Origin of the sequence: Youngiibacter fragilis 232.1, assembly GCF_000495435.3 — a bacterium.
In the GTDB taxonomy this organism is placed as follows: Bacteria; Bacillota; Clostridia; order Clostridiales; family Clostridiaceae; genus Youngiibacter; species Youngiibacter fragilis.
The window spans coordinates 13,804-34,238 of the sequence record NZ_AXUN02000146.1 but is presented as its reverse complement, the minus strand read 5'-3'; the positions used below and the strand labels follow the sequence as shown (position 1 = coordinate 34,238).

Annotated in this window: 24 protein-coding genes; 19 read left to right on the top strand and 5 right to left on the bottom strand. The window is 49.3% G+C overall.

Going from position 1 to position 20,435, the window contains the following annotated elements; all coding sequences use genetic code 11:
- The 14 genes from T472_RS07355 (at position 1) to T472_RS07290 (ending at position 11,620) form a co-directional block, all read left to right on the top strand.
- A complete protein-coding gene (locus tag T472_RS07355) occupies positions 1–708 on the top strand; it encodes a F0F1 ATP synthase subunit A (RefSeq protein ID WP_023385842.1) in 708 nt (235 codons plus the stop codon).
- A 1-nt stretch (position 709) separates the two neighbouring features.
- On the top strand, positions 710–979 hold the full coding sequence (locus T472_RS07350) for a F0F1 ATP synthase subunit C (protein ID WP_023385844.1): 270 nt from the start codon (positions 710–712) through the stop codon (positions 977–979).
- Positions 976–1,725 carry a F0F1 ATP synthase subunit B family protein gene (locus T472_RS07345; protein WP_023385847.1) on the top strand — a complete coding sequence of 250 codons (750 nt, stop codon included), beginning with the start codon at positions 976–978 and terminating at the stop codon, positions 1,723–1,725. The genes T472_RS07350 and T472_RS07345 overlap by 4 nt, the downstream gene beginning before the upstream one ends.
- A gap of 14 nt (positions 1,726–1,739) precedes the next feature.
- On the top strand, positions 1,740–3,245 hold the full coding sequence (locus tag T472_RS07340) for a F0F1 ATP synthase subunit alpha (protein ID WP_023385849.1): 1,506 nt from the start codon (positions 1,740–1,742) through the stop codon (positions 3,243–3,245).
- Between the two features lie 5 nt (positions 3,246–3,250).
- Positions 3,251–4,117 (top strand): F0F1 ATP synthase subunit gamma, encoded by an 867-nt coding sequence (locus T472_RS07335; protein ID WP_023385851.1) that lies wholly within the window; start codon positions 3,251–3,253, stop codon positions 4,115–4,117.
- An 82-nt stretch (positions 4,118–4,199) separates the two neighbouring features.
- Complete coding sequence (locus T472_RS07330) at positions 4,200–4,841, top strand: aldo/keto reductase (RefSeq protein WP_052011779.1); 642 nt, start codon at positions 4,200–4,202, stop codon at positions 4,839–4,841.
- Entirely contained in the window at positions 4,838–5,074 is a 237-nt protein-coding gene (locus T472_RS19735; protein WP_052011778.1) for a hypothetical protein, read from the top strand. Before T472_RS07330 ends, T472_RS19735 begins: the two co-directional genes overlap by 4 nt.
- A complete protein-coding gene (locus T472_RS07320; protein ID WP_023385853.1) occupies positions 5,074–5,466 on the top strand; it encodes an Mth938-like domain-containing protein in 393 nt (130 codons plus the stop codon). Before T472_RS19735 ends, T472_RS07320 begins: the two co-directional genes overlap by 1 nt.
- Before the next feature lie 106 nt (positions 5,467–5,572).
- Positions 5,573–6,385: an adenosylmethionine decarboxylase gene (speD, locus tag T472_RS07315; RefSeq protein ID WP_023385855.1), complete on the top strand. Its 813-nt coding sequence runs from the start codon at positions 5,573–5,575 to the stop codon at positions 6,383–6,385.
- Positions 6,386–6,404: 19 nt separating this feature from the next.
- A complete protein-coding gene (gene speE / locus T472_RS07310) occupies positions 6,405–7,262 on the top strand; it encodes a polyamine aminopropyltransferase (protein ID WP_023385857.1) in 858 nt (285 codons plus the stop codon).
- Positions 7,259–8,338, top strand: coding sequence for an oxidoreductase (locus T472_RS07305; RefSeq protein ID WP_023863483.1), 1,080 nt, complete (start codon positions 7,259–7,261; stop codon positions 8,336–8,338). The genes speE and T472_RS07305 overlap by 4 nt, the downstream gene beginning before the upstream one ends.
- A gap of 250 nt (positions 8,339–8,588) precedes the next feature.
- A complete protein-coding gene (locus T472_RS07300; protein WP_023384267.1) occupies positions 8,589–10,214 on the top strand; it encodes a phytoene desaturase family protein in 1,626 nt (541 codons plus the stop codon).
- Positions 10,214–10,690: a nuclear transport factor 2 family protein gene (locus tag T472_RS07295; RefSeq protein ID WP_023384265.1), complete on the top strand. Its 477-nt coding sequence runs from the start codon at positions 10,214–10,216 to the stop codon at positions 10,688–10,690. The genes T472_RS07300 and T472_RS07295 overlap by 1 nt, the downstream gene beginning before the upstream one ends.
- Before the next feature lie 12 nt (positions 10,691–10,702).
- Entirely contained in the window at positions 10,703–11,620 is a 918-nt protein-coding gene (locus tag T472_RS07290) for an SDR family NAD(P)-dependent oxidoreductase (protein WP_023384263.1), read from the top strand.
- Positions 11,621–11,721: 101 nt separating this feature from the next.
- On the opposite strand, the gene T472_RS07285 is transcribed toward T472_RS07290, so the two are convergent.
- Both T472_RS07285 and T472_RS07280 read right to left on the bottom strand, forming a co-directional pair.
- Positions 11,722–12,216 carry a ferritin-like domain-containing protein gene (locus T472_RS07285; protein WP_023384260.1) on the bottom strand — a complete coding sequence of 165 codons (495 nt, stop codon included), beginning with the start codon at positions 12,214–12,216 and terminating at the stop codon, positions 11,722–11,724.
- 9 nt (positions 12,217–12,225) lie between these two features.
- Positions 12,226–12,825 carry a TetR/AcrR family transcriptional regulator gene (locus T472_RS07280; protein WP_023384257.1) on the bottom strand — a complete coding sequence of 200 codons (600 nt, stop codon included), beginning with the start codon at positions 12,823–12,825 and terminating at the stop codon, positions 12,226–12,228.
- A gap of 438 nt (positions 12,826–13,263) precedes the next feature.
- Between T472_RS07280 and T472_RS07275 the strand changes: the two genes are divergently transcribed.
- A complete protein-coding gene (locus T472_RS07275) occupies positions 13,264–13,608 on the top strand; it encodes an FMN-binding protein (protein ID WP_023384255.1) in 345 nt (114 codons plus the stop codon).
- An 18-nt stretch (positions 13,609–13,626) separates the two neighbouring features.
- Positions 13,627–15,090: an FAD-dependent oxidoreductase gene (locus T472_RS07270; protein ID WP_023384252.1), complete on the top strand. Its 1,464-nt coding sequence runs from the start codon at positions 13,627–13,629 to the stop codon at positions 15,088–15,090.
- A gap of 87 nt (positions 15,091–15,177) precedes the next feature.
- On the opposite strand, the gene T472_RS07265 is transcribed toward T472_RS07270, so the two are convergent.
- From T472_RS07265 to T472_RS07255, 3 genes are all read right to left on the bottom strand, one after another.
- Positions 15,178–16,158, bottom strand: coding sequence for an SH3 domain-containing protein (locus tag T472_RS07265; protein WP_023384250.1), 981 nt, complete (start codon positions 16,156–16,158; stop codon positions 15,178–15,180).
- Positions 16,159–16,252: 94 nt separating this feature from the next.
- The gene (locus T472_RS07260) at positions 16,253–16,456 is read right to left on the bottom strand and encodes a helix-turn-helix domain-containing protein (protein WP_023384247.1); all 204 of its coding nucleotides are present in this window, start codon (positions 16,454–16,456) and stop codon (positions 16,253–16,255) included.
- Between the two features lie 10 nt (positions 16,457–16,466).
- Positions 16,467–16,919, bottom strand: a complete 453-nt coding sequence (locus tag T472_RS07255) for a DUF2975 domain-containing protein (protein WP_023384244.1) — start codon at positions 16,917–16,919, stop codon at positions 16,467–16,469.
- A gap of 309 nt (positions 16,920–17,228) precedes the next feature.
- Here T472_RS07255 and T472_RS07250 point away from each other — a divergent pair, with 309 nt between their 5' ends.
- Genes T472_RS07250 through T472_RS07240 form a run of 3 tightly spaced genes read left to right on the top strand, consistent with a single transcriptional unit; the run spans position 17,229 to position 20,412 of the window.
- Positions 17,229–18,641: a permuted SH3 domain-containing protein gene (locus T472_RS07250; protein WP_082447607.1), complete on the top strand. Its 1,413-nt coding sequence runs from the start codon at positions 17,229–17,231 to the stop codon at positions 18,639–18,641.
- Positions 18,638–19,882: an ABC transporter permease gene (locus T472_RS07245; RefSeq protein ID WP_023384239.1), complete on the top strand. Its 1,245-nt coding sequence runs from the start codon at positions 18,638–18,640 to the stop codon at positions 19,880–19,882. The genes T472_RS07250 and T472_RS07245 overlap by 4 nt, the downstream gene beginning before the upstream one ends.
- 29 nt (positions 19,883–19,911) lie before the next feature.
- The gene (locus T472_RS07240; RefSeq protein WP_023384236.1) at positions 19,912–20,412 is read left to right on the top strand and encodes a hypothetical protein; all 501 of its coding nucleotides are present in this window, start codon (positions 19,912–19,914) and stop codon (positions 20,410–20,412) included.
- Positions 20,413–20,435 lie beyond the last annotated feature (23 nt).

Here is a 20,435-nt window from a genome sequence, read left to right as displayed (position 1 = left end):
ATGAACGTCGATCCGGGACAGACCGTTTATTTCGAATGGGGAATTTTAAGGGTCACAGCCACTTTGGTATACACATGGATAACGATGGCGATCCTTTCACTGGCCTCCTATTTGCTGATGAGGAGACTTTCAGCTGGCAGGAAAGTTACAGGGAGTCAGACAATGCTTGAAGCACTCATGGAAACCATGGAAAGCCAGATAAGGGAGATATCAAGGCAGGACTCCAGGAGGTTCATCCCATTCGTAGGGACCCTTTTCCTGTTCATCCTGTTTTCCAACCTGCTGTCAGTCGTACCTGGCTTCAGGCCGCCTACGGGATCCCTGAATACTACGATTGCGCTTTCGATCTGCGTGTTCCTTTCAGTCCCATTTTTCGGGATAAGGAGCAAGGGGATAAGGGAGCACCTTAGATCATACCTGAAGCCTACTCCGCTGATGCTGCCTTTCAACATCATCGGTGAGATTTCAAGGACAGTTTCGCTGGCTGTGAGGCTTTATGGAAATGTGATGAGTTCAAGCATGATCGCAGCCATTCTCCTCACCATAGTACCTCTGGTATTCCCTGTGGTCATGCAGGTCCTTGGGCTGCTGACAGGGGTCATACAGGCCTATATCTTTGCGATCCTTGCCATAGTATACATCTCATCTGCTGCACAGGTGCCAAAGAGAGATACGGACGACGGTGACGACAATGAAAGGAGGAAATAAGATGGATGCACAAAGCGCCATAGGCATAGCATCGATAGTGACTGCAGGAATCACCATGGCAATCGGGTCCATAGCGCCCGCCATTGGTGAGGGTAATGCGGTGTCGCAGGCTCTGAGGTCCATTGCACAGCAGCCTGACGAGGCAAACACCATATCCAGGACCCTTTTCGTAGGCCTGGCCATGATAGAATCAACAGCCATATACTGCTTTGTCGTCACAATGATACTCCTGTTCGCCAACCCGTTCTGGAGCTGGGTGATATCACCATGAATATAAGTCCGTTCGAGATAATCGCCCAGATCTTCAACTTCCTCATACTCATGTACCTGATGAACAGGCTTCTTTATAAGCCTGTAACAGAGACAATGAGGAAAAGGCAGGAGGAGATAACCATGAGGCTTGACGAGGCAGAGAGGATGGAGATGGAAGCAAAGGAACTCATAGGATCCTACAGAAAAAGGATGGCTGGGATAGACGAGGAGAAAAGGCTCATACTCGATAAGGCCAATGAAGAGGCCGAAGCACGGAAAGAGGAACTGGTAGAAGGCTTCAGGGAGGAGGCTCTGAAGAAGAGAAGGAGCTTCCTTGATGAAGTGGAATCTGAAAAGGAGAGGCTGTCTGAAGACCTGAGGGCCAGCCTTGCAAGGAACGCAAACCTAATAGCAGGCGGAATACTCAAAGAGGTCTCAGGGGAAGACCTGTCGATGAAGGCTTTGGATACCTTCCTGAAGAGGATCAGGGAGCTGGAACCGGAGGAGGGGGACTTATCAGGTGTTGAACTGAGACCCCTTATCAAATCAGCCAGGGAAATCGATGAAGGTGTAAAGGACGCAATAAGGGGAGCTTTGGCAGAAAGGCTTGGGATGGATAAAGAACCTGTCTTCTCAGTTGACAGTACGCTTGGTGAAGGTTACCTTCTAAGGCTTGAGACAAGGCTTGTAGAGGTGAGCATGAGAAGATACCTCGAGGAGTCACTTGATAAGGTCATGAAGGCCATCGGACCCCGCAAGGGATGAGGGGGGTGCTCTGAATGCTTAGGGAAGGGATCGCAGCAGTGGATAATGCGGTGGATTACGCAATGGCTGAAGGACTTTCGATGGCATCCGTCGAGGAGGTAGGGACTGTAGTTTCAGCTGACAGGGGATATGCCATAGTCAGAGGCCTCAGGTTGCTCCAGAACCAGGAGCTGGTAAGCTTCGACGAAGGACTTAAGGGAATTGCGTTCAATCTCGACAGGAAGTCAGCGGGTATAATGCTGCTCGGGGACTTCAGGGGCATTGCAGCAGGACAGCAGGTGAGGCGGACGTTCTCGGTTGTTGACATCCCGGTATCCATGGACTTCATCGGCCGTGTGGTGAGCCCGCTTGGGGAACCTCTGGATGACAAGGGTGAGATCAAATGGGATAAGAGGCTTCCAATTGAGAGGGAGGCACCTCCCATCATGTCAAGGTCACCGGTATCAAGTCCCATCCAGACGGGAATAAAGGTCATAGATGCTGTCGTGCCCATTGGCAAGGGGCAAAGGGAGCTCATACTTGGCGACAGGCAGACTGGCAAGACTGCCATTGCAGTTGATACGGTCATCAACCAGAAGGGCAAGGATGTCATCTGCATATACTGTGCAATTGGACAGCAGATTTCCTCAGTCACGAAGATGGTGTCCACCCTTAAGCTTTATGGGGCAATGGAGCATACAGTAGTCATGGTGGCGGGAACAGAGGATCCGCCGGGAGTGGCGTACATTGCGCCTTATGCCGCAACCTCACTTGCCGAGTACTTCATGTCTCTGGGGAAGGATGTTCTTATAATATACGATGACCTTACGAAGCATGCAAGGGCGTACAGGGAGCTTTCACTTCTTCTGGAAAGGACTCCTGGAAGGGAGGCATACCCAGGGGACATATTCTACATCCACTCGAGGCTCCTGGAGAGAGCCACACACCTCAGGGAGGAATATGGAGGGGGAAGCATCACGGCGCTTCCTATAGTGGAGACACAGGCTGAGAACATATCTGCCTACATACCTACAAACCTGATTTCAATAACCGACGGACAGGTTTATCTTTCACCAAAGCTTTTCCAGAAGGGGAATCTGCCGGCTGTGATGATCGGGGTCTCAGTGTCGAGGGTCGGAGGAAAGACACAGCTTCCTGCATACAGGGCGATAACCAGCAGCCTTAAGCTGTCTTACTCGCAGTACGAGGAGCTGGAGGTATTCTCAAGGTTCGGTACAGGAATAGATGAATCCACAAGGAAGGTGCTGGAAAGAGGTAAAAGGATAAGGAAGGTACTTAACCAGAAGCAATTCTCGCCCATGGAGGTGACAGAGCAGATCGGGGTCCTTCTTGCAGTTACCAGGGGGCTGTTTGATACAGTTCCGCTGGAAGACATCTCCAGAGCGGAGGAGATCGTGATGAATACAGTCAGGGAACACAAGGAGTTCAGGGAGCCAATACTCATGGGTGAGAAGGTAAGTGAGGACATTGAGCTTTATTTCCTTGAGAAGGCAAGGGATGCCCTTGGGAAGGAGTTTTAGGGAAGATGCAGAACCTGAGGACACTGGCAAGAAGCATTGAATCAGTGGAGAGCCTTAAATCAATAATAACAACAATGAAAGCCCACGCCTCAGCAAGCATCATGCAGTTCAAGAATGCTGAAAAGGCTTCGGTGGAGTACAGGGCTGTCCTTGACATGGTCCTTGACCTTATACTCTCCTTCGAGGATGAAAGGCCTGGAGCCTGGAGCGCTGATGGCGGTGACACCATACATGTTGTATTCGGGTCCGAACTTGGGCTTGTAGGAAGGTTCAACGAAAGGATAGTGTCGCATTTCCTAAAGCAAGGTATGGTCAATAAAGGACCGAAGGTAATAACTGCTGGTCAGCAGGCAGAATCATACCTTGAGCATGAAATGAAGTCAGCAGGCAACATCAGTATGCCCCAGACGGTTGATGGCATAACGCTCCAGGTGCAGAGGCTTCTCATGCTTATAGAGGAGCTGAGGAAGGATGGCAAGACAAGCGAAATATATCTTCACTATAACCGCCCTTTGGAAGGGGGCGGCTATGTGGAGACCTCCGAAAGGCTTTACCCGATTGATATGGCAGTTCCTGAAGGGAGAGGAACTAAATGGAGCTCAAGGAGCCTGCCGGAGCTTTTCATGGACAGGGACAGGCTGCTTTCGGACCTTTTCAGGCAGTACTTTTTCATTACCATCTACAGATGCTTCTGCCAGTCGCTTGCAGCTGAAAGTGAAAGCAGGCTTGAAGCAATGACTTCAGCGGAGAGCAACATTGACGAGAAGCTTGAGGAACTTGGCTTCAACTACATGAGGGAAAGGCAGAACAGCATAACTGAAGAGATCAATGATGTCATCTCGGGCTTCAAATCAATTAAGGCGGCAAGGTGAGAATAATAGGAAGTCAACTGGTCAGGGAGTATAATATGGTTAGAGTGAATCAATGTTGATCATATGATTGGAGGTCTATGCAATGGAAAGGGAAAAGCTGGGAAGGACAGGACTGATGGTCAGCCCTGTAACATTCGGAGGAATAATCGTAGATGCCGAGACGCAGGAGAAGGCGAATGAGTATGTCAGCTTTGCGATAGACAGCGAGGTCAACTATTTTGATGTGGCTCCATCCTACGGGATCGCTCAGGATCGGATGGGACCTGCGCTCAAGCCCTACAGGAAGGATGTGTTCCTTGCCTGCAAGACCATGAGGCGGGACTATGAGGGTGCCCAGGAGGAGCTCCTTTCATCGCTCAAGACCCTTAAGACCGACTGGTTCGACGTATATCAGCTCCATGCGCTTTCGAAGATGGAGGACCTGGAGGAGGCGTTCGGACCTGGAGGGGCTATGGAAGCCCTTCTTATAGCTAAGCGCGACGGTCTTATCAGGAACATCGGCTTCTCAGCCCACAGCGAGGAGGTTGCCCTCAAGGCTATCGGGATGTATGACTTCAACACGGTCATGTTCCCGATGAACTGGGCGATGGGGATCAACACTGGATGGGGAGACCGCATTTCCGAAGCGGTGAAGGAGACCTACAAGGGCTTCATAGGGACAAGAGCCTTGCAAAGAGGAGATATCTGGAGGATGAGACCAAGGACTTCCCGAAGTCATGGGTGAAGACCATCTGGGATGAGGAGAGGCTTGGAAGGCTTGCCATGAAGTATGCCTTACAAAAGGGTGTGCATACGCTGATCCCTCCAGGTGACATTGACCATTTCAAATTCATGCTCGAGAGGATCGATGACCTGAGGAAATACCCCATGTCGGATGATGATGAGGAGTTCCTTAAGATCCATGCGAGGAAGCTTGAATACTATCCCATCTGGCCCAAGAAACGGGAGGGAGAATGATGTTTGACGATCCCAGGGGACCAATCGAGAAATACCTTTGGGGCAGTTTCGTTATAAATGGCGAGGAGCATTCGGGAAGCGGAGATGACAGGAAGGGCAAGGGCAAGGACATAATGATAACAGCAGGGGTTGTACGGCGCTGGAAGGAGAGGCAGGGTCATGTCCTTACCGAATCCATGGTGGAGAGGGTGCTTGAGAGTGGCTGTGATATCCTCATAATCGGGAACGGTGCCGAAGGTGCCCTTGAGGTGCCTGATTCAGTCATAGACTACCTGAATGACAACGGTGTGGCAAGGGTAATGGTGCTTAAGACTCCTGATGCCTGCAGGGCATACAACGAGCTATTCAGGAAGGGCATGGATGTGGCGCTGCTCGCGCATGGTACCTGCTGACCACAGTTTTTGATGTTTTTGTTTGTTTTTCTTCTGATTTTCCCTATAATCATAGGTAGCGGATTTTTTTCTAATTACCGCAATTCTTTCATAGTGGGAGGCGCAAATGGCAGGAAAGCTGAAACTATTCGGGTTCAATAACCTGACAAAGACCTTAAGCTTCAACATATATGATGTGTGCTACACGTCAAGTGAAAAGGAGCAGAATGACTATCTGAGCTATGTGGATGAGTGGTTCAATTCAGAGAGGCTTACGAGGATTCTTGAGGATGTGACCGGGATAATAGGGGCACATGTCCTTAATATCTCAAAGCAGGATTATGAACCTCAGGGCGCGAGCGTTACAGTGCTCATATCGGAGGAACCAGTAGAGGATAGCCTGGTGGATGAGACCTGCAACAGAGGGATCGACATATACAAGAAGAGGACCTCGGTAGCGGGACACCTGGACAAGAGTCATCTGACTGTGCATACGTATCCTGAGTATCATCCTGACCATAACATATCAACCTTCAGGGTGGACATCGACGTATCGACCTGCGGGACCATATCACCGCTTAAGGCGCTGGATTACCTCATCGGAAGCTTCGATTCCGATATCATCACAATTGATTACAGGGTACGGGGATTCACAAGGGCTGAGGACGGAAGGAAGGTATTCATCGACCACAGCATAGAATCCATAAGGGACTTCATAGACAAGGACACATTGAGCGCATATGAGACCCTTGATGTCAACATAAAGGGTGAGAACATCTTCCATACCAAGATGATGGTTAAGAAGCCAGACCTTGACGACTATCTCTTCAGCAGGAAGGAAGAGGACTTCACTGAAGATGAGAAGCAAATCATAGTCAAAGGCCTCAGGAAGGAAATGATCGAGATATATATGGGTCAGAACCTTGAGATAAGGGAATAGAAAACAGACGGAGGTAACAATGGAACTTTGGTTTTCAGAATTTCACAGCGAGGATGTCAAATTCTCGGTTAGGATAGACAGGCAGCTTTATTCAGGAAAGAGCGACTTCCAGAAGATAGAGGTCTTCGAGAGCCCGGGACTTGGAAGGTTCTTCACCCTTGACGGTTTCATAATGATAACGGAGAAGGATGAGTTCATATACCACGACATGATAGTCCATGTGCCCATGGCTACGAACCCCAGCATTGAGAAGGTCCTTGTAATCGGAGCCGGAGACGGCGGAACGGTAAGGGAGCTCATAAGGTACGAGGGCATAAAAAAGATAGACATGGTTGAGATAGACAAGCTTGTTGTAGATGTATGCAGGGAATACTTCCCGAACTCCACATCAGGGCTTGATGACCCGAGGGTCAGCCTTTACTTCGAAGACGGGCTCGCCTTCGTAAGGGACAAGGTCAGTGAATATGACCTAATAATCGTCGACAGCACTGACCCCATTGGACCTGGTGAAGGATTGTTCACAAGGGAGTTCTACGGTAACTGCCACAAAGCCCTTAAGGATGACGGAATTCTTGTCAACCAGCATGAGAGCCCGTTCTATCCGGAATACGCGAAGCAGATGCAGAGGGCTCACGCAAGGATAACTGAGTTCTTCCCCATAGCATCGGTCTACCAGGTCCATATTCCTACCTACGCCTCAGGACACTGGCTGTTCGGCTTCGCTTCAAAGAGGCTTGACCCTGTGAGGGACCTTGATGCTGACAAATGGAACGGACTGGGGCTTAGGACCAGGTACTACAACACAGATATCCACAGAGGGTCCTTCGCACTTCCGAACTATGTGAAGGAGCTTCTTGAAGGCGGGAAGAACGTATGAGAGAGCTTGTAGTCGGGTTCTACGGTTTCGGGAAAAGCGCACAGAGGTATCATCTTCCATATCTGAACATAAGGGAAGGCATAAGGGTGAAGACAATAGTCCTGCCGAGCTTAAAGAAGCGTGCTGAGGAGATGAAGGCATATCCTGATGTCATCTTCACTGAGGATGAGAGTGTCATGCTCGAGGACCCTGAAATTGACATGATCGTCGTTGCCACACCCTCGGACACCCATTTCTGCATGGCGACAAGGGCGCTCCACTCGGGAAAGCACGTGCTTGTGGACAAGCCCTTCTGCTCAAGCTTCGAGGAAGCCTGGACACTTCTGGAGCTTGCAAGGGAAAAGGGGCTTATCGCCATGCCGTTCCAGAACAGGCGGTTTGACAGCGACATACTTACAGCAAAGAGCGTAATCGAGTCAGGAAGGCTCGGGGAGATAGTGGAGATAGAATCACACTTCGACTACTACAGGCCCCATGAGGAATACAGGCCTGACGCAAACTATATAGACGGCTATATATTCGGACTGGGGATACATACCGTGGACCAGATGACAATGCTCTTCGGGATCCCTGACTCTGTGATCTATGAGAGAAGGAGCCTGAGGGATGAGAGGAATCCTGAGGATTACTACGAGCTGACACTCTATTACGGAAGGACCAAGGCAGTAGTCAAGACAAGCCACCTTGTGGGTATCCCTTATCCAAGACTGACGATCCACGGAACGAAGGGAAGCTTCGTAAAGCAGGAAATAGACAGGCAGGAAAGGTTCCTGAAGGAATACATAATGCCAGGGACCGATGGCTTCGGGGAAGACAGTCTTGAAGACTTTGGAATCCTGAGGACTTACGCGGGTGAAAAATCTTCTGACGAGAGGTTCCCTACCGTAGCAGGCGACTATGGAAGGGTATACGACCGCATGCGTGAGACCATACTTCATGGTGCAAAGCCTTATCTCACAAGGCAGGAGATCCTTACGGACATCCTGATCCTTGAGAAGGCCTTCAGTGAAGAAGCGCCATTCGTGATAAAGGACTTCAGGAAGCTTCCGGAGATGGAAGGGATACTGCAAACATAGAAGAAAATGGTGTCATGCTGCAATACTGCATGATAGATGAAGGAGGGCTCAGGAAACTGTGCCCTCCTTCATCAGCTTCCGGGAACAATTTCCAAAAAAGCGGTCAAAAGTCACAAGTCTTAGTAATCGAAGGTCAGGCATATCATGACAAAGTCCTGGATATCATCTATAATTGAATTGTAATTGTCAGAATATTATACTTAAATCTTCAGTCCATAGAAGTATACAGGTCATGACGGGAGTGGTAAACATGAATGAGAAGCACTACGATGTCATCATAGTCGGAGCAGGCATGGCAGGGCTCACATCAGCTGCTTACCTTACAAAAAGCGGCTACAGGGTCCTTATTGTTGAAAAAAACCATAAGAATGGAGGGCTCCTCGGAGCTTTCATGATAGACGGCCATCAGGTAGACCAGGGGGCAAGAGGGATAATAGACTCCGGAATTTTCACTCCCATGATGAAGCAGCTTGGGATCGAGGTCGAATTCCTTCCCAATCCGGTAAGGCTTGCCATAGGCGACAATTATGTGGATTTCAGGGACAAGTCAGGCCTGGATGACTACGGGAAGCTCTTGAAGGAGACTTACCCAGGAAATTCGGCTGAAATTGACAGGATCCTTGAGGAGATCAGGAAGGTCATGGGATACATGGATGTGCTCTATGGCATAGAGAACCCTCTGTTCATGTCAAAGCCCTATGACTACGGATATATGCTTAAGACGCTCCTTCCATGGACTGTAAAGTTTGTGTATAACATCCGCAAGGCGATGAAGCTCCTCGAACCGATCAACGACCATTTACGCAGGATTACGAAGAATGAATCGCTGGTGCAGATCATAACTCAGCACTTTTTTGAAAGCACCCCTACCTTCTTCGCATTGTCATATTTCTCCCTTTACCTCGACTACCAGTACCCGAAGGGATCGACTCAGGTCGTTGTGGACAAGCTGGAGGAAGTAATAAGGAAGAACCACGGGGTGATAATGAACGGCCGGGAGGTAGTCCATATAGATCCGGAGAAGAGAATCGTAAGGCTGAATGAAGGAAATGAGTATTCCTATGACCAGATGATATGGGCGGCGGATTCCAATATGCTGTACAGGTGCCTCGATGCGGCAAGTTGGCAGGAATCCCCGCTGAAGAACGAGGTTACAAAGAAACAGGAATTCTTAATGAACAAGAAGGGAGCTGACTCTGTTCTCACAGTTTATGTCATTACAGACCAGAGCCCGGATACTTTCAAGCCCATAAGCGGTCCTCATGTGTTCTATACCCCGTCGAAGGAAGGACTTTCGGGGATAACGCTTTCTGACCTCAGGGACGGGCAGGGCAACTTCACAGATGACCTTGATAGGATCTATGATTGGCTTAGAGTATTCGTCAGGCAGAATACCTTTGAGATATCGATACCGTCACTCAGGGACCCTTCACTGTCGCCACCGGGGGAGACTGCGCTGATCGTATCACTGCTTTTTGATCACGGGCTCGCAAAACACATTGCATCCATTGATTCTCATGAGAACCTCAAGAAGATGGTCACCGAAATGGTATTGGATGAACTGGATGGATATTTCCCGGAGCTTATGAGCCATATGGTAAAGACAGTGGTTACCACTCCGCTTACCATAGAAGGTAAGACAAACAATACCCAGGGATCCCTTACAGGGTGGTCCTTTGCCAACGACCCGTTTCCTGCGGAGTACCGGTTCCTGAAGGTCAGCAAGTCGGTTCTAACTCCAGTCGATACCATAAAGCAGGCCGGACAGTGGGCCTTCAATCCTGCAGGGGTACCTGTGGCGATCCTTACAGGAAAGCTGGCAGCGGATGCTGTAGAGAAGGACCTTAAAAAGAACAAGAAGAGGGGGGAAGACTGATGGAAAGCAAGCCTGATAAAGATCATCTGGAGTCAGATTCACTCGAGCCGCTCACTGCTCAATCAGTCTACAGGCTTTGGTCGAAGACCTACAACACTCAGGGAAAGACAGACTGGTCCCACCTTTTTCCATACTATGACGAGAACATAGTCTTCCAGGACTCGATTCAGAGGGTGGAGGGCAAGGAAGAATTCAAGGCAATGTGCCAGAGGCTTACAAACAGGTGCGAAAGCCTGAGCATGGAGCTTAAGAATGTAATTAAAAGTGAGAATGTCATAATGATCGAATGGGTCATGACCATGTCCTTCAAGAAGTACCCGAGCACCCCGCTCTATGGAAGTACGAGGCTTACGCTGAATAAGAAAGGGCTCATTGCCGAACAGCGCGACTATTACGATATGTGGGGGGACATCTTCAATAACATACCACGCTTCAACAAGATGTACCGAAGGTTCCTTGCGAGAAAATTTGGATAGGGGGGCTCTGTCATGCGTTTTGAATTGCCTGATGAACTGATGTTACTTAAGAACAGGAAGATGGTGCAAAAGAAGAGCTCCGAAATGATGGAAGGTAAGGTTGTGGTTATAACCGGTGCCACATCGGGCGTAGGACTGGAGGCTGCAAAGCGTCTGGCGCAGGGGAAGGCGCATCTGGTCATGGTAGGGCGGAATCCCGAAAAGCTCAACAGGCTTCAGCTCAGGCTCCAGTCTGAGCACGGGGTGCAGGCCGATGCCATAGTGTCGGACCTTGCTGACCTTGAAACAGTGAGAGGTGCAGCAGACAGGATCCTTAGAAGCTATCCAAGGATCGATGTCCTCATCAACTGCGCAGGGATGCATTCCACAAAGGTGACATATACGAGGGAAGGCTTCGAGACAGTTTTCTGCGTAAACCACCTTGCATCGTTCCTTCTTACAAACCTTCTCCTTGACCGCATGAAGGAAAGTGCGCCATCAAGGATCCTTCAGGTGAATTCCGAAGGGCATCGCTTCAACGGTCTTGACATTGGTGACCTTGACTGGAAGAGGCGTCACTATACGGGGCTCAGAGGATACGGGGCATCAAAGACCGCGCAGCTGATGACGGTCTGGGAACTTTGTGATGAGCTCAAGGGTACCGGAGTGACCATCAATGCAATGCATCCAGGGGATGTGAAGACAAATATCGGAATGGACAACGGCTTTATCTACCGCTTCTTCAACCGGCACTTCATAAGGCCTTTCCTCAGTGACCCTGAGGTATCCGGTGAATCCATATACTACCTTGTCGCCGACCCTTCAATGAAGGATGTCAGCGGCAGCTTCTTCCACCTTACGGTTCCGGAGGTGCCTGCAAAGCATGCCATGGACCGTGAAAAGGGAAAGGCGGTATATGAGATAAGCAAACAGCTTGCTGGCCTGAAGTGATTGTCAAATCACCGGACCATGATGGTCGGTCGAAATGGATCAACCTTATTGAATATTTCAGCGAAAACTGAAGGCGGCTCGATCGAGCCGCCTTGTCATTTCTAATATGGCGCGAATCCCTGGTCAGCCCACCAGAAGGTCTGTACAGCCTTGTGCTGGAGTTCCAGGATATTAAGGTGCACAGTCTCCCAAGCCACTAGCTTTTCAAAGATTTCCCTGCCGGCCTTTGACTCGGATTTCTCTTTGGCTTCCCTGTAGAAGTCAATGGAGTCCTTTTCCAGCTTTATACCGATGCTGAGGGCGGACAGAGCAAGTGATGAGTCTTCAACTGTTATTTTGCCCCATTTGTAGATTTCAGGTGATGGCACCGGTCCAAGGTCCATGATCTCACCTATGGTAGGGTCAAGGCCTTCTCCAAGCTTCTTCCTTAGTTCAGTAAGGTACTTCACATGGCTAAGTTCCTCAGCGGCAAGCCTCAGGAACGTCTCTTTCGTCTCCTCAGACCTTGTGGCGTTTGCGGCCATCCTGTAGAATTCATTGCCTTCCACCTCGTTGAGTATGGCCTGTGCTATGATCCTTTGCTCATCCTTTTCCATATTACCCTCCTAGTCGCAGCAGTATCTTTCTATACCAAGCAGGAGTATCCTTATGAGGCTCCTGACTTCGCTTTCAGTATAACCAGCGAGCATCCTTGTCTGAAGTGCTGTAAGCAGACCAAGGTATACTACATATATGAGGTCAGCTACCGTCTTCGGGTCTATGCTTCTTCTGACTTCCCCCTTGTTTATGGCGCGTTCCACGTAGTCGAGCTTTTCCTGGTATATGTCCTGGTTAAGGCTGTCATACTTGAGCTTTATGTCCTTCAGCTCCTCAATGGTATCCAGCCCGAAGAAGAAGTTGGACCCGAACCGGGTATTCCTTTCCGCACAGTCAAAGATGCAGTCTTCTATGAAGTTTATTATATGCCTGTCCCTGGCGACTATATCCGCATGGGACTGCCTGACCTCATTGTCATACCTCTCAAATGCAGCTTTGTAAAGCCCGTTCTTGTCCTTGAAATGGTAATATACAGGTCCCCTTGAGATTCCGAGGGCGTCGGTAATGTCAGTGAGGTTTGTAGCTGCATAGCCCTTTATGGAAAATATCTCAATTGCCTTAAGGATAAGTTCATTTGCCACGTTGTTCTCGTTTGGTTGCATCGACATCGGCAGGACCCCTTTATTTGTACTTCTATATTCGATCGATCATCTATTATCATAATACCACATGTTCGAAAACATGGCACATGTCATGTCTTCTTTGTAATACGTGATTTTCTGCAAGGCAACCGAAACTGACCATGTGACTTATATGTGCATGCATGTATGTTTGAACTGGTTCGGATACCTATAATCATAGTATCATATATGCATATATTTTAACAGTGTAAACGATTGGCAGCATTACCGGGATAATGCCGAATATGCATAAATCAATAGAAAGGGCTCCAAACAGGGATATTTGGTAAAATATATTTGTCATGATATTATCAATATTGTATTGCAATGTTAAAAAATAAACAGTACAATAAAACCGTATTATACATGCATGCATGCACAATTAGATTTGAAAATTGAGAGATGTAAGAAATACGGAGGGATGAAATGAGGAAAGCGGTTTTTGGAAGGGTTGCAGCGGCGATGGTTCTGGGTCTTGCAGTCACCGCCTGCGGAAGCAGCGCAAAGTGGAAGGATGGGACATTCACAGGAGCGGCAGAAGGCATGCACGGGGATGTGGAAATGAGCGTGACCATCAGCGGAGGAAAGATCACGAAGATCGATGTGGTTTCACAATCCGAGACTAAGGGTGTTTCGGATGCGGCATTTGAGCAGGTACCAGGAAAGATAATGGAGAAACAGGGTATAGAGGTCGATACCGTAGCTGGGGCGACAATTAGCTCAAAGGCAATAATCGGGGCTGTTGAGGAAGCATTGGGGAAGGCAAAATAATTTTTGGAGGACAACTAAATGAAGAAGAGGTTCAGGATATTGGGATTGGCTCTGACGGCAGTCATGGCGTTAGGGGCAGCATCAGGCTGTGCAAGCAAGGCACCGGTGACTCCGACAGCTACGGCTGCACCAACTCAGGCTGCAAAGGCATATGATGTGGTGGTAATCGGTGCAGGCGCTGCAGGACTTGCAGCTGCAATTGAAGCCGCAGAGGCAGGGGCTAAGGTAGCGGTCCTTGAAAAGATGCCGATGGCAGGCGGAAGCACCGTACTTTCAGGAGGCATAGTCTACGCCACAGGCTCAGAGATGCAGAAGAAGCTAGGAATAGAGGATTCGGTGGCTGACCTTGTAAGCTATTGGAGCGAGAGGGCTAACGACAAGAACGACAAGGAGTACCTCACATTCGTGGCTGAAAGGTCAGGGGCGACTATTGACTGGCTTGTAAAGCTCGGGGTAAAGTTCAATGATCCTACCCCATCAGGAACAAGCCCTGTAGCAAGGGCCCATACATCACCTGACCATGGTTCAGGGCTCATAACACCTCTTAAGACTTTCGCTGAGGGTAAGGGCGTTGAGTTCTTCCTCCAGACTGAGGCAACTGAGCTTGTAACAAACGACAAGAAGGAAGTCACAGGAGTAAAGGCAGTTGACAAGGACAAGAAGGAGCTCATGTTTTCGGCAAAGTCCGTTGTTCTTGCAACAGGAGGCTTTGACAGGAATGCTGACCTTGTAAAGGAATATGCACCCGTGGCTGCAGGACAGACGACCTTCGCGGGCTCAGGAAATACCGGTGATGGCCTTGAGATGGCTCTGAAGCTTGATGCGGACGTTGTTTCAAGGGGCGGGGTCATAGGCTTCAGGACAGTTGAAGGCGAATTGGCCTACACCACCGAAATCTGCCTCCTCATGTGGATGCCATGGCTTTCAGTAAACAAGGACGGAAAGAGGTTCGTTAACGAAGCCATTGACTATCCTCTGTTCTACGAGCAGCTTGTAAAGCAGAAGGACGGGGTATCATACCTCATATTCGACAAGAACACATATGCACCTGCACTTGACAAGGCTGTCGAGAAGGGCTCAGCATTTGCAGAGGACACCCTTGATGAGCTCGCCTCGAAGGCTGGTATAGATGCTGAAGGACTCAAGGACACTGTAGCAAAGTATAACGGGATGATCGCTTCAGGCAAGGACACCGAGTTCGGCAAGGACCTGACTGGCCATAAGGCGGTGGAGGCTCCGAAGTACTATGCCCTTAAGGTTGTTCCAGCCATACTCGGAACAATGACAGGCATAAAGACCAATCTCGACACTGAGGTCCTTACCAAGGCAGGGACTGCCATAAGCGGACTTTATGCAGCAGGCGAAGTTGCCAACGGCGACTTCTATGACACCGTGTATCCTGCCAGCGGCACATCGATCCAGATGAGCCTTACCTTCGGCAGGGTGGCTGGAGCCAAGGCTGCTGAGAACGCAGGCAAATAAGCTATTTCGTGAACCTCCATATATTGAAGACTCCCCGGCATTTTGCAAGGGAGTCTTCTTAGCGTAACGGATCAGGGATTTCTTTAATTAACCTGCGTTGATCAGACCGTCGAAGAAATCTTCAGCTGGAAGGCCTGTCCCTCTTATCATATGGTAGTCATCTACAGCGAACCAGCCGGTTTCACCTGAGCTGCTTCTCACTGAGAACCACTCCCTGTTGTCTGAGCCTGTGATTACAGCAGATTCCCCTGCCTTCAGCGTAATCCCGTCGGAGCTGTCAGTCCTTGATTTCCTGAGTGTCAGGTCCTTCAGCACTGTAACGTTATGCTCAAGAGGGTAAAGGTCCTTTTCGATCCTTACAAGCTTACCTGACTCCACTCTGTACTCGTCATCGAAGAACCAGGGCATGAGGACTGAACTGAGGGATATTGTCCTGACTGTCCCTTTTCCGTCTACCTTCACGGCGCCGTCATCGACAGCTCCGCCAATGAACCATTTCCCGAAGAAGCCGCCGACCTTTCCGAGTTCGGTGAGGCTCTTCCCGTCATACCTGTAGAAGACAGTACCTGAATAGACGTCTTCACCGTACCAGCTCACGGCAATCTCCCTGTAATGGTCGCTGTCATCTATGTCGGTTATGTTGAAGCGTGGTTCGAACAGGTCTATATCCATGCCGTCTGATTTCATGCCTGCCCTGAAGCCATTGACCTCAAGCTCAAATTCCGAATAGATTACGATCTCAGAACTTTCCGCATCGGGTCTAATATCACGGGCTATGATTATTATCTTTTCGCCTGACCCGTCGCAGTCAAGGTCGAAATATCTGGAGATGGTCGTTACAGAACCTTCAGTTGTAATTTCATCATAGGTGTTCTCACCAGGACCCTCCAGTGGTTCGAGAACAGGGGGAGCCTTTGTGGGCTCTGTGGCAGAAGGCTCAGTGGCAGCTGGTACAGTCACGGCAGGTATTGTGTCTGTAGGCTTAGGGGCTGGCAAATCAGTGCAGGAGGCTGTGAATATCAGCAGCATGGCGAGAGTTGAGATAAGCATATCTCTCTTTTTTACCATAATTACACCTTCTTTGTTTTCTCACCTATAATGTATCATCTCATCTGCAAATCAGTATAACAAAGCGATTGCGATTGTGTGAACGTTATTCTGCTCACTCCCTGTATTCCAGTATGTCCCCGGGCTGGCAGTCAAGGGCCCTGCATATGGCCTCAAGGGTAGAGAACCTTATCGCCCTGGCCTTGCCGTTCTTGAGTATGGAAAGGTTGGACATGGTTATGCCTACCTTTTCAGTAAGCTCCGTGACGCTCATCTTCCTTTTTGCAAGCATGACATCGATGTTTATTATTATAGCCATTATTCTCACCTCAAACCGTCAGGTCGTTTTCTGACTTGATATCGATGGCATCCCTAAGAAGCCTCTGGAGTACCGCGGAAAAGACTGCTACGGCAGCTGACGCGAATACGAATATGATCGCAATGGCGAGGACTCCGGGAGCATCGTCAGCATCAGCTATAGGATAGATAAGGGGAAGCATCAGTGTGTATGTTACGCTTATCGCTGCAGCGCTGTGCTTTATGTTCCTGAGGGCTGTAACTGACAGGTCGGAAAAAGCCATGTTCCTGTCTATATAGCCCAGAAGCCTCAAGGTCTGGTAGAGTGCGATGAAGTAGAAGACTGCTGTAAGGTAAAGGCCTGTGAGAACAGGTATGTGGAAGTAGTCTGCTGATGAAGGCAGCCAGAAAATGCACAGGGCAAGTACAGGCAGGCTCATAAGTACTACAGCTGCCTTGAGGAATAGGGTTGAATATTTCTTCAAGTTAAGCACCTCGCTTGATGTTGTTTGCTGATCTATGATTTCTAAATATAGGATACCATGAATTTATCGTTAATCAACAAACACTTTTCGTATCAGCAGAAAATTGCATGTTCTACTGTCATTAGCATGGGGAATTGACTGCTGAAACCGCTGAAGCATAAAAGAGGACCTTAAAAAGCTGGCTGACTCCAGCTCTATACCAAATATCTGGATATCTGGCATTATTGCCACAGAAATCCCACACAAAGAATCCGAATTTTAAATAGAATTAGAACAAAGGAAATTAAGTTAGTGGAGGATGGTCATGGAATGGATAGTTTAACTTTGAAAAAGGGCAGGCCAAAAAGGATATTACTTGCGCTGGTTGCTGCAGCAGCGGCTATGCTTGCATTCTCAGGATGTTCAAAGCCCGATGATGTTGCTGCATCTGCAAAGATAAGTACGCAGGAGGTCAAGCTTGGAAACCTTGTAGTCGGTTCATATGCTGACGGAAGGGTTGCGATGTCATCTGTAAACCTCAGCTTTGAGATCTCCGGAAAGCTGACAGAGGTAAGGGCTGTAACAGGTCAGACGGTTCAGGCTGGTGAGCTCCTTGCTGTACTTGACGAGGAAGAGCTGAATGATGCTGTAGAAAGTGCGAAGAGGGACCTGGACAAGGCCAGGGCGGCATATAACGATGCTGTGAGCAGCAGGAAGTATTCACTGTCGTCTGAAAAGATAAAGCTCGATTCACTATACTCGAAATATCAGGCGCCATTTGACGATGTCGAGTTGAAGGAAGCTCTTGATGCTGCGAATGTAAGACTGGAAGAAAAGACTGCAGAGCTTCTTTACGCAACTGCAGCCTACGATGAAGCGATTGCAGCAGGCGCAGCCGGACCTGAACTCGCGGAAGCTGAGAAGCAGGTTGAAGCGGCTGAGAATGCCAAACTGTCAGCTGAAGCCTCACTGGCATCAGCACAAAAGGCATATGACAGCGCATATGCCAAATATCTTGCTGAAAAGGCCTCTGCGAAGGAGAACTATGACCTGCAGAAGATCAGGTATGACAGCATTGCAGCATCTTCACTTTCAATAACCAACGCGGAATATGGGGTAAGCACTGCAGAGGCAAAGCTTGATGCAGCCTATGCAAACCTTGAGAAGGCAAGGCTTTATGCGCCGATATCAGGAAAGGTAGTTCTGGTGAACGGCAAGGCCGGTGATTTCGTGAGCGGAAGGACAGGGGATTCCTCAGGTACGAGTGCCGCCTCATCATTCATTACCATAACTGACACCTCTGTAATGAGCATAACCGCAAGCATCAATGAGGGGGATATCTCCGACCTTGAGGCAGGTCAGTCAATAAGGGCAAATATAGAAGCGATAGGACTTATAGGGCTAGAAGGAAAGGTCACAGGGTTAGGTGCAGTGCCAAAGATAGACAATAGCGGAATTGTCTCCTACACGGTTACTGCTGTCCTGGACAAGCCCAATGAAAGGATATTTGACGGTATGAGTGCTTTCGTGACATTCATAAAGAAGGAAAAGACAAATGTACTTCTAATATCCAACAAGGCCATATTCATTGAAGAGGGAAAGCAGTATGTGCAGGTAAGGAAAGCGGACGGCACAATTGAGAAGCGGCCGATTACAGCCGGGCTCTCGAACGGGTCCCAGAGCGAGGTCATTGAAGGTCTGGAAGCCGGTGAGACAGTGGTTACCAGCGGTATAGTGAAATGAGGCCGCTTGAGATTTTAAGGTCTGTCATCCTGAGCATATCATCCAACAAGTTCAGGGTCTTCCTCACATCCCTTGGGATCATCATCGGAACCCTTACAATAATATTGGTGGTGGGGATAGGCAAGGCAGGTGAGACTGCGGTTTCCGAGCAGTACAGCAGACTTTCGGTAGAGAGCATAACGATAGCCAGGGCGAGAGGCATGGGACAAACATCCGCGACGTCTGCAATATTGTCAAAGGATGACGCGCTCATTATGCCTGAGGTCCTCTTAAATGTCAGGAGCATTGGCGTCGCGACAAGGGTCGTGACTGATGTCGCAGCCAATGGGATGTCGAGTTCCATAACTATCCAGGGGATAACCGAAGAATATGCAGAGATAACCAGGCTGAGGGTACTCTATGGAGTCATGATAACCAATGAGGATTCCCAGATGAGGTCAAAGTATGTGGTGCTTGGAAGCAACATCGCAGGAGACCTCTTTGACGGTGACCTCGAAGGGGCGGTAGGTGAAACTGTCATGATCAAGGGCTCCTCCTTCGAAGTTGTGGGTGTCCTGGACAGGGTAGGAGGCTCAGGAGGGGTCACGGCGACTTCCCAGGCTGATTCGGGCTCGGTGGATGACATGGCTTTCATTCCATATGATGTGGCTGTGAAGTACACTTCGGGTACTACCAGCAGGAACACCTCTTCAAGCGCCAACCAGGTCAGCTTCATCGCACTTGCTGAGGACATAGGCAGCGTCGATGCGGCTATCGCAGAAATAAAGGAATACATACTCGAGACCATTGGAACCAGTGAGGCTTATACAGTCACTGACGCAGGAAATGTCCTTGAGTCAGCCCAGGCTACGGCAAAGACGCTTTCAACATTACTGCTTGCCGTTGCGGTCATAGTGCTGGTTGTCAGCGGCATAGGAATAATGAATGTGCTTCTTGTAGCCGTAAAGGAAAGGACCAGGGAAATAGGTATCCTTAAGAGCATAGGCGCATCAAGGAGGACCATAATGGTCGAATTCCTTCTGGAGGCTGCAATGATAAGCGTATTCGGCGGAATGCTTGGAGCCTTGCTGAGCATGGCGGCACCGTCGCTTCTGTCAATGACAGACCTGGCATTCGAGCCCTCAATGGATGGGATACTGCTTGGCATAGGATTTTCAGTCATTACGGGAATATTCTTCGGATTCTATCCTGCTGCAAAAGCCTCAGGGCTGGAGCCGATAGATGCCCTGAATTATGAATAGCAAAATAAGCGCAAAGAGGAGAATTTATCATGAAGCATAAATTGATGATCATATCACTGCTTACATTCGCAATTGCTGCCACAGCCTGTTCAGGCGGTGCACCGGCTGAGACAGCGGCACCCACTGCAGCCGAGACTGCCACGGTTGAGACCCAGGGACTTGGCAATAGCGGGATTCCAGGATTGTTCGGTGAGATCAAGGATATCGCAGGCAACGAGGTCACCCTCCTTCTTCTGGAAAACCAGACAGAGGCTGAGGCAGGAACGGGCATGAAAAGGGGAAACGGCGGAGCTGAAATGGTCAGAGAATACACAGGCGAAGAGTCGACCATACTCATACCTGTTGGTACGCTGATGGTCAGGAGGGTCCCGCAGAGCGGAACAGGTGAAACCGGGACAGGAACAGGAACCGGGCCTGTTGAGGAAGAGGTATCGCTCAAGGAGCTTGCCAAGGGCTCTACTCTTAAGATATTCTACTATGAGAATACGACAGATATCGAAAAGATAATCGTCCAGCCGCCGAGGAACTGACGTGGAGGTGTTCGTATGGAACC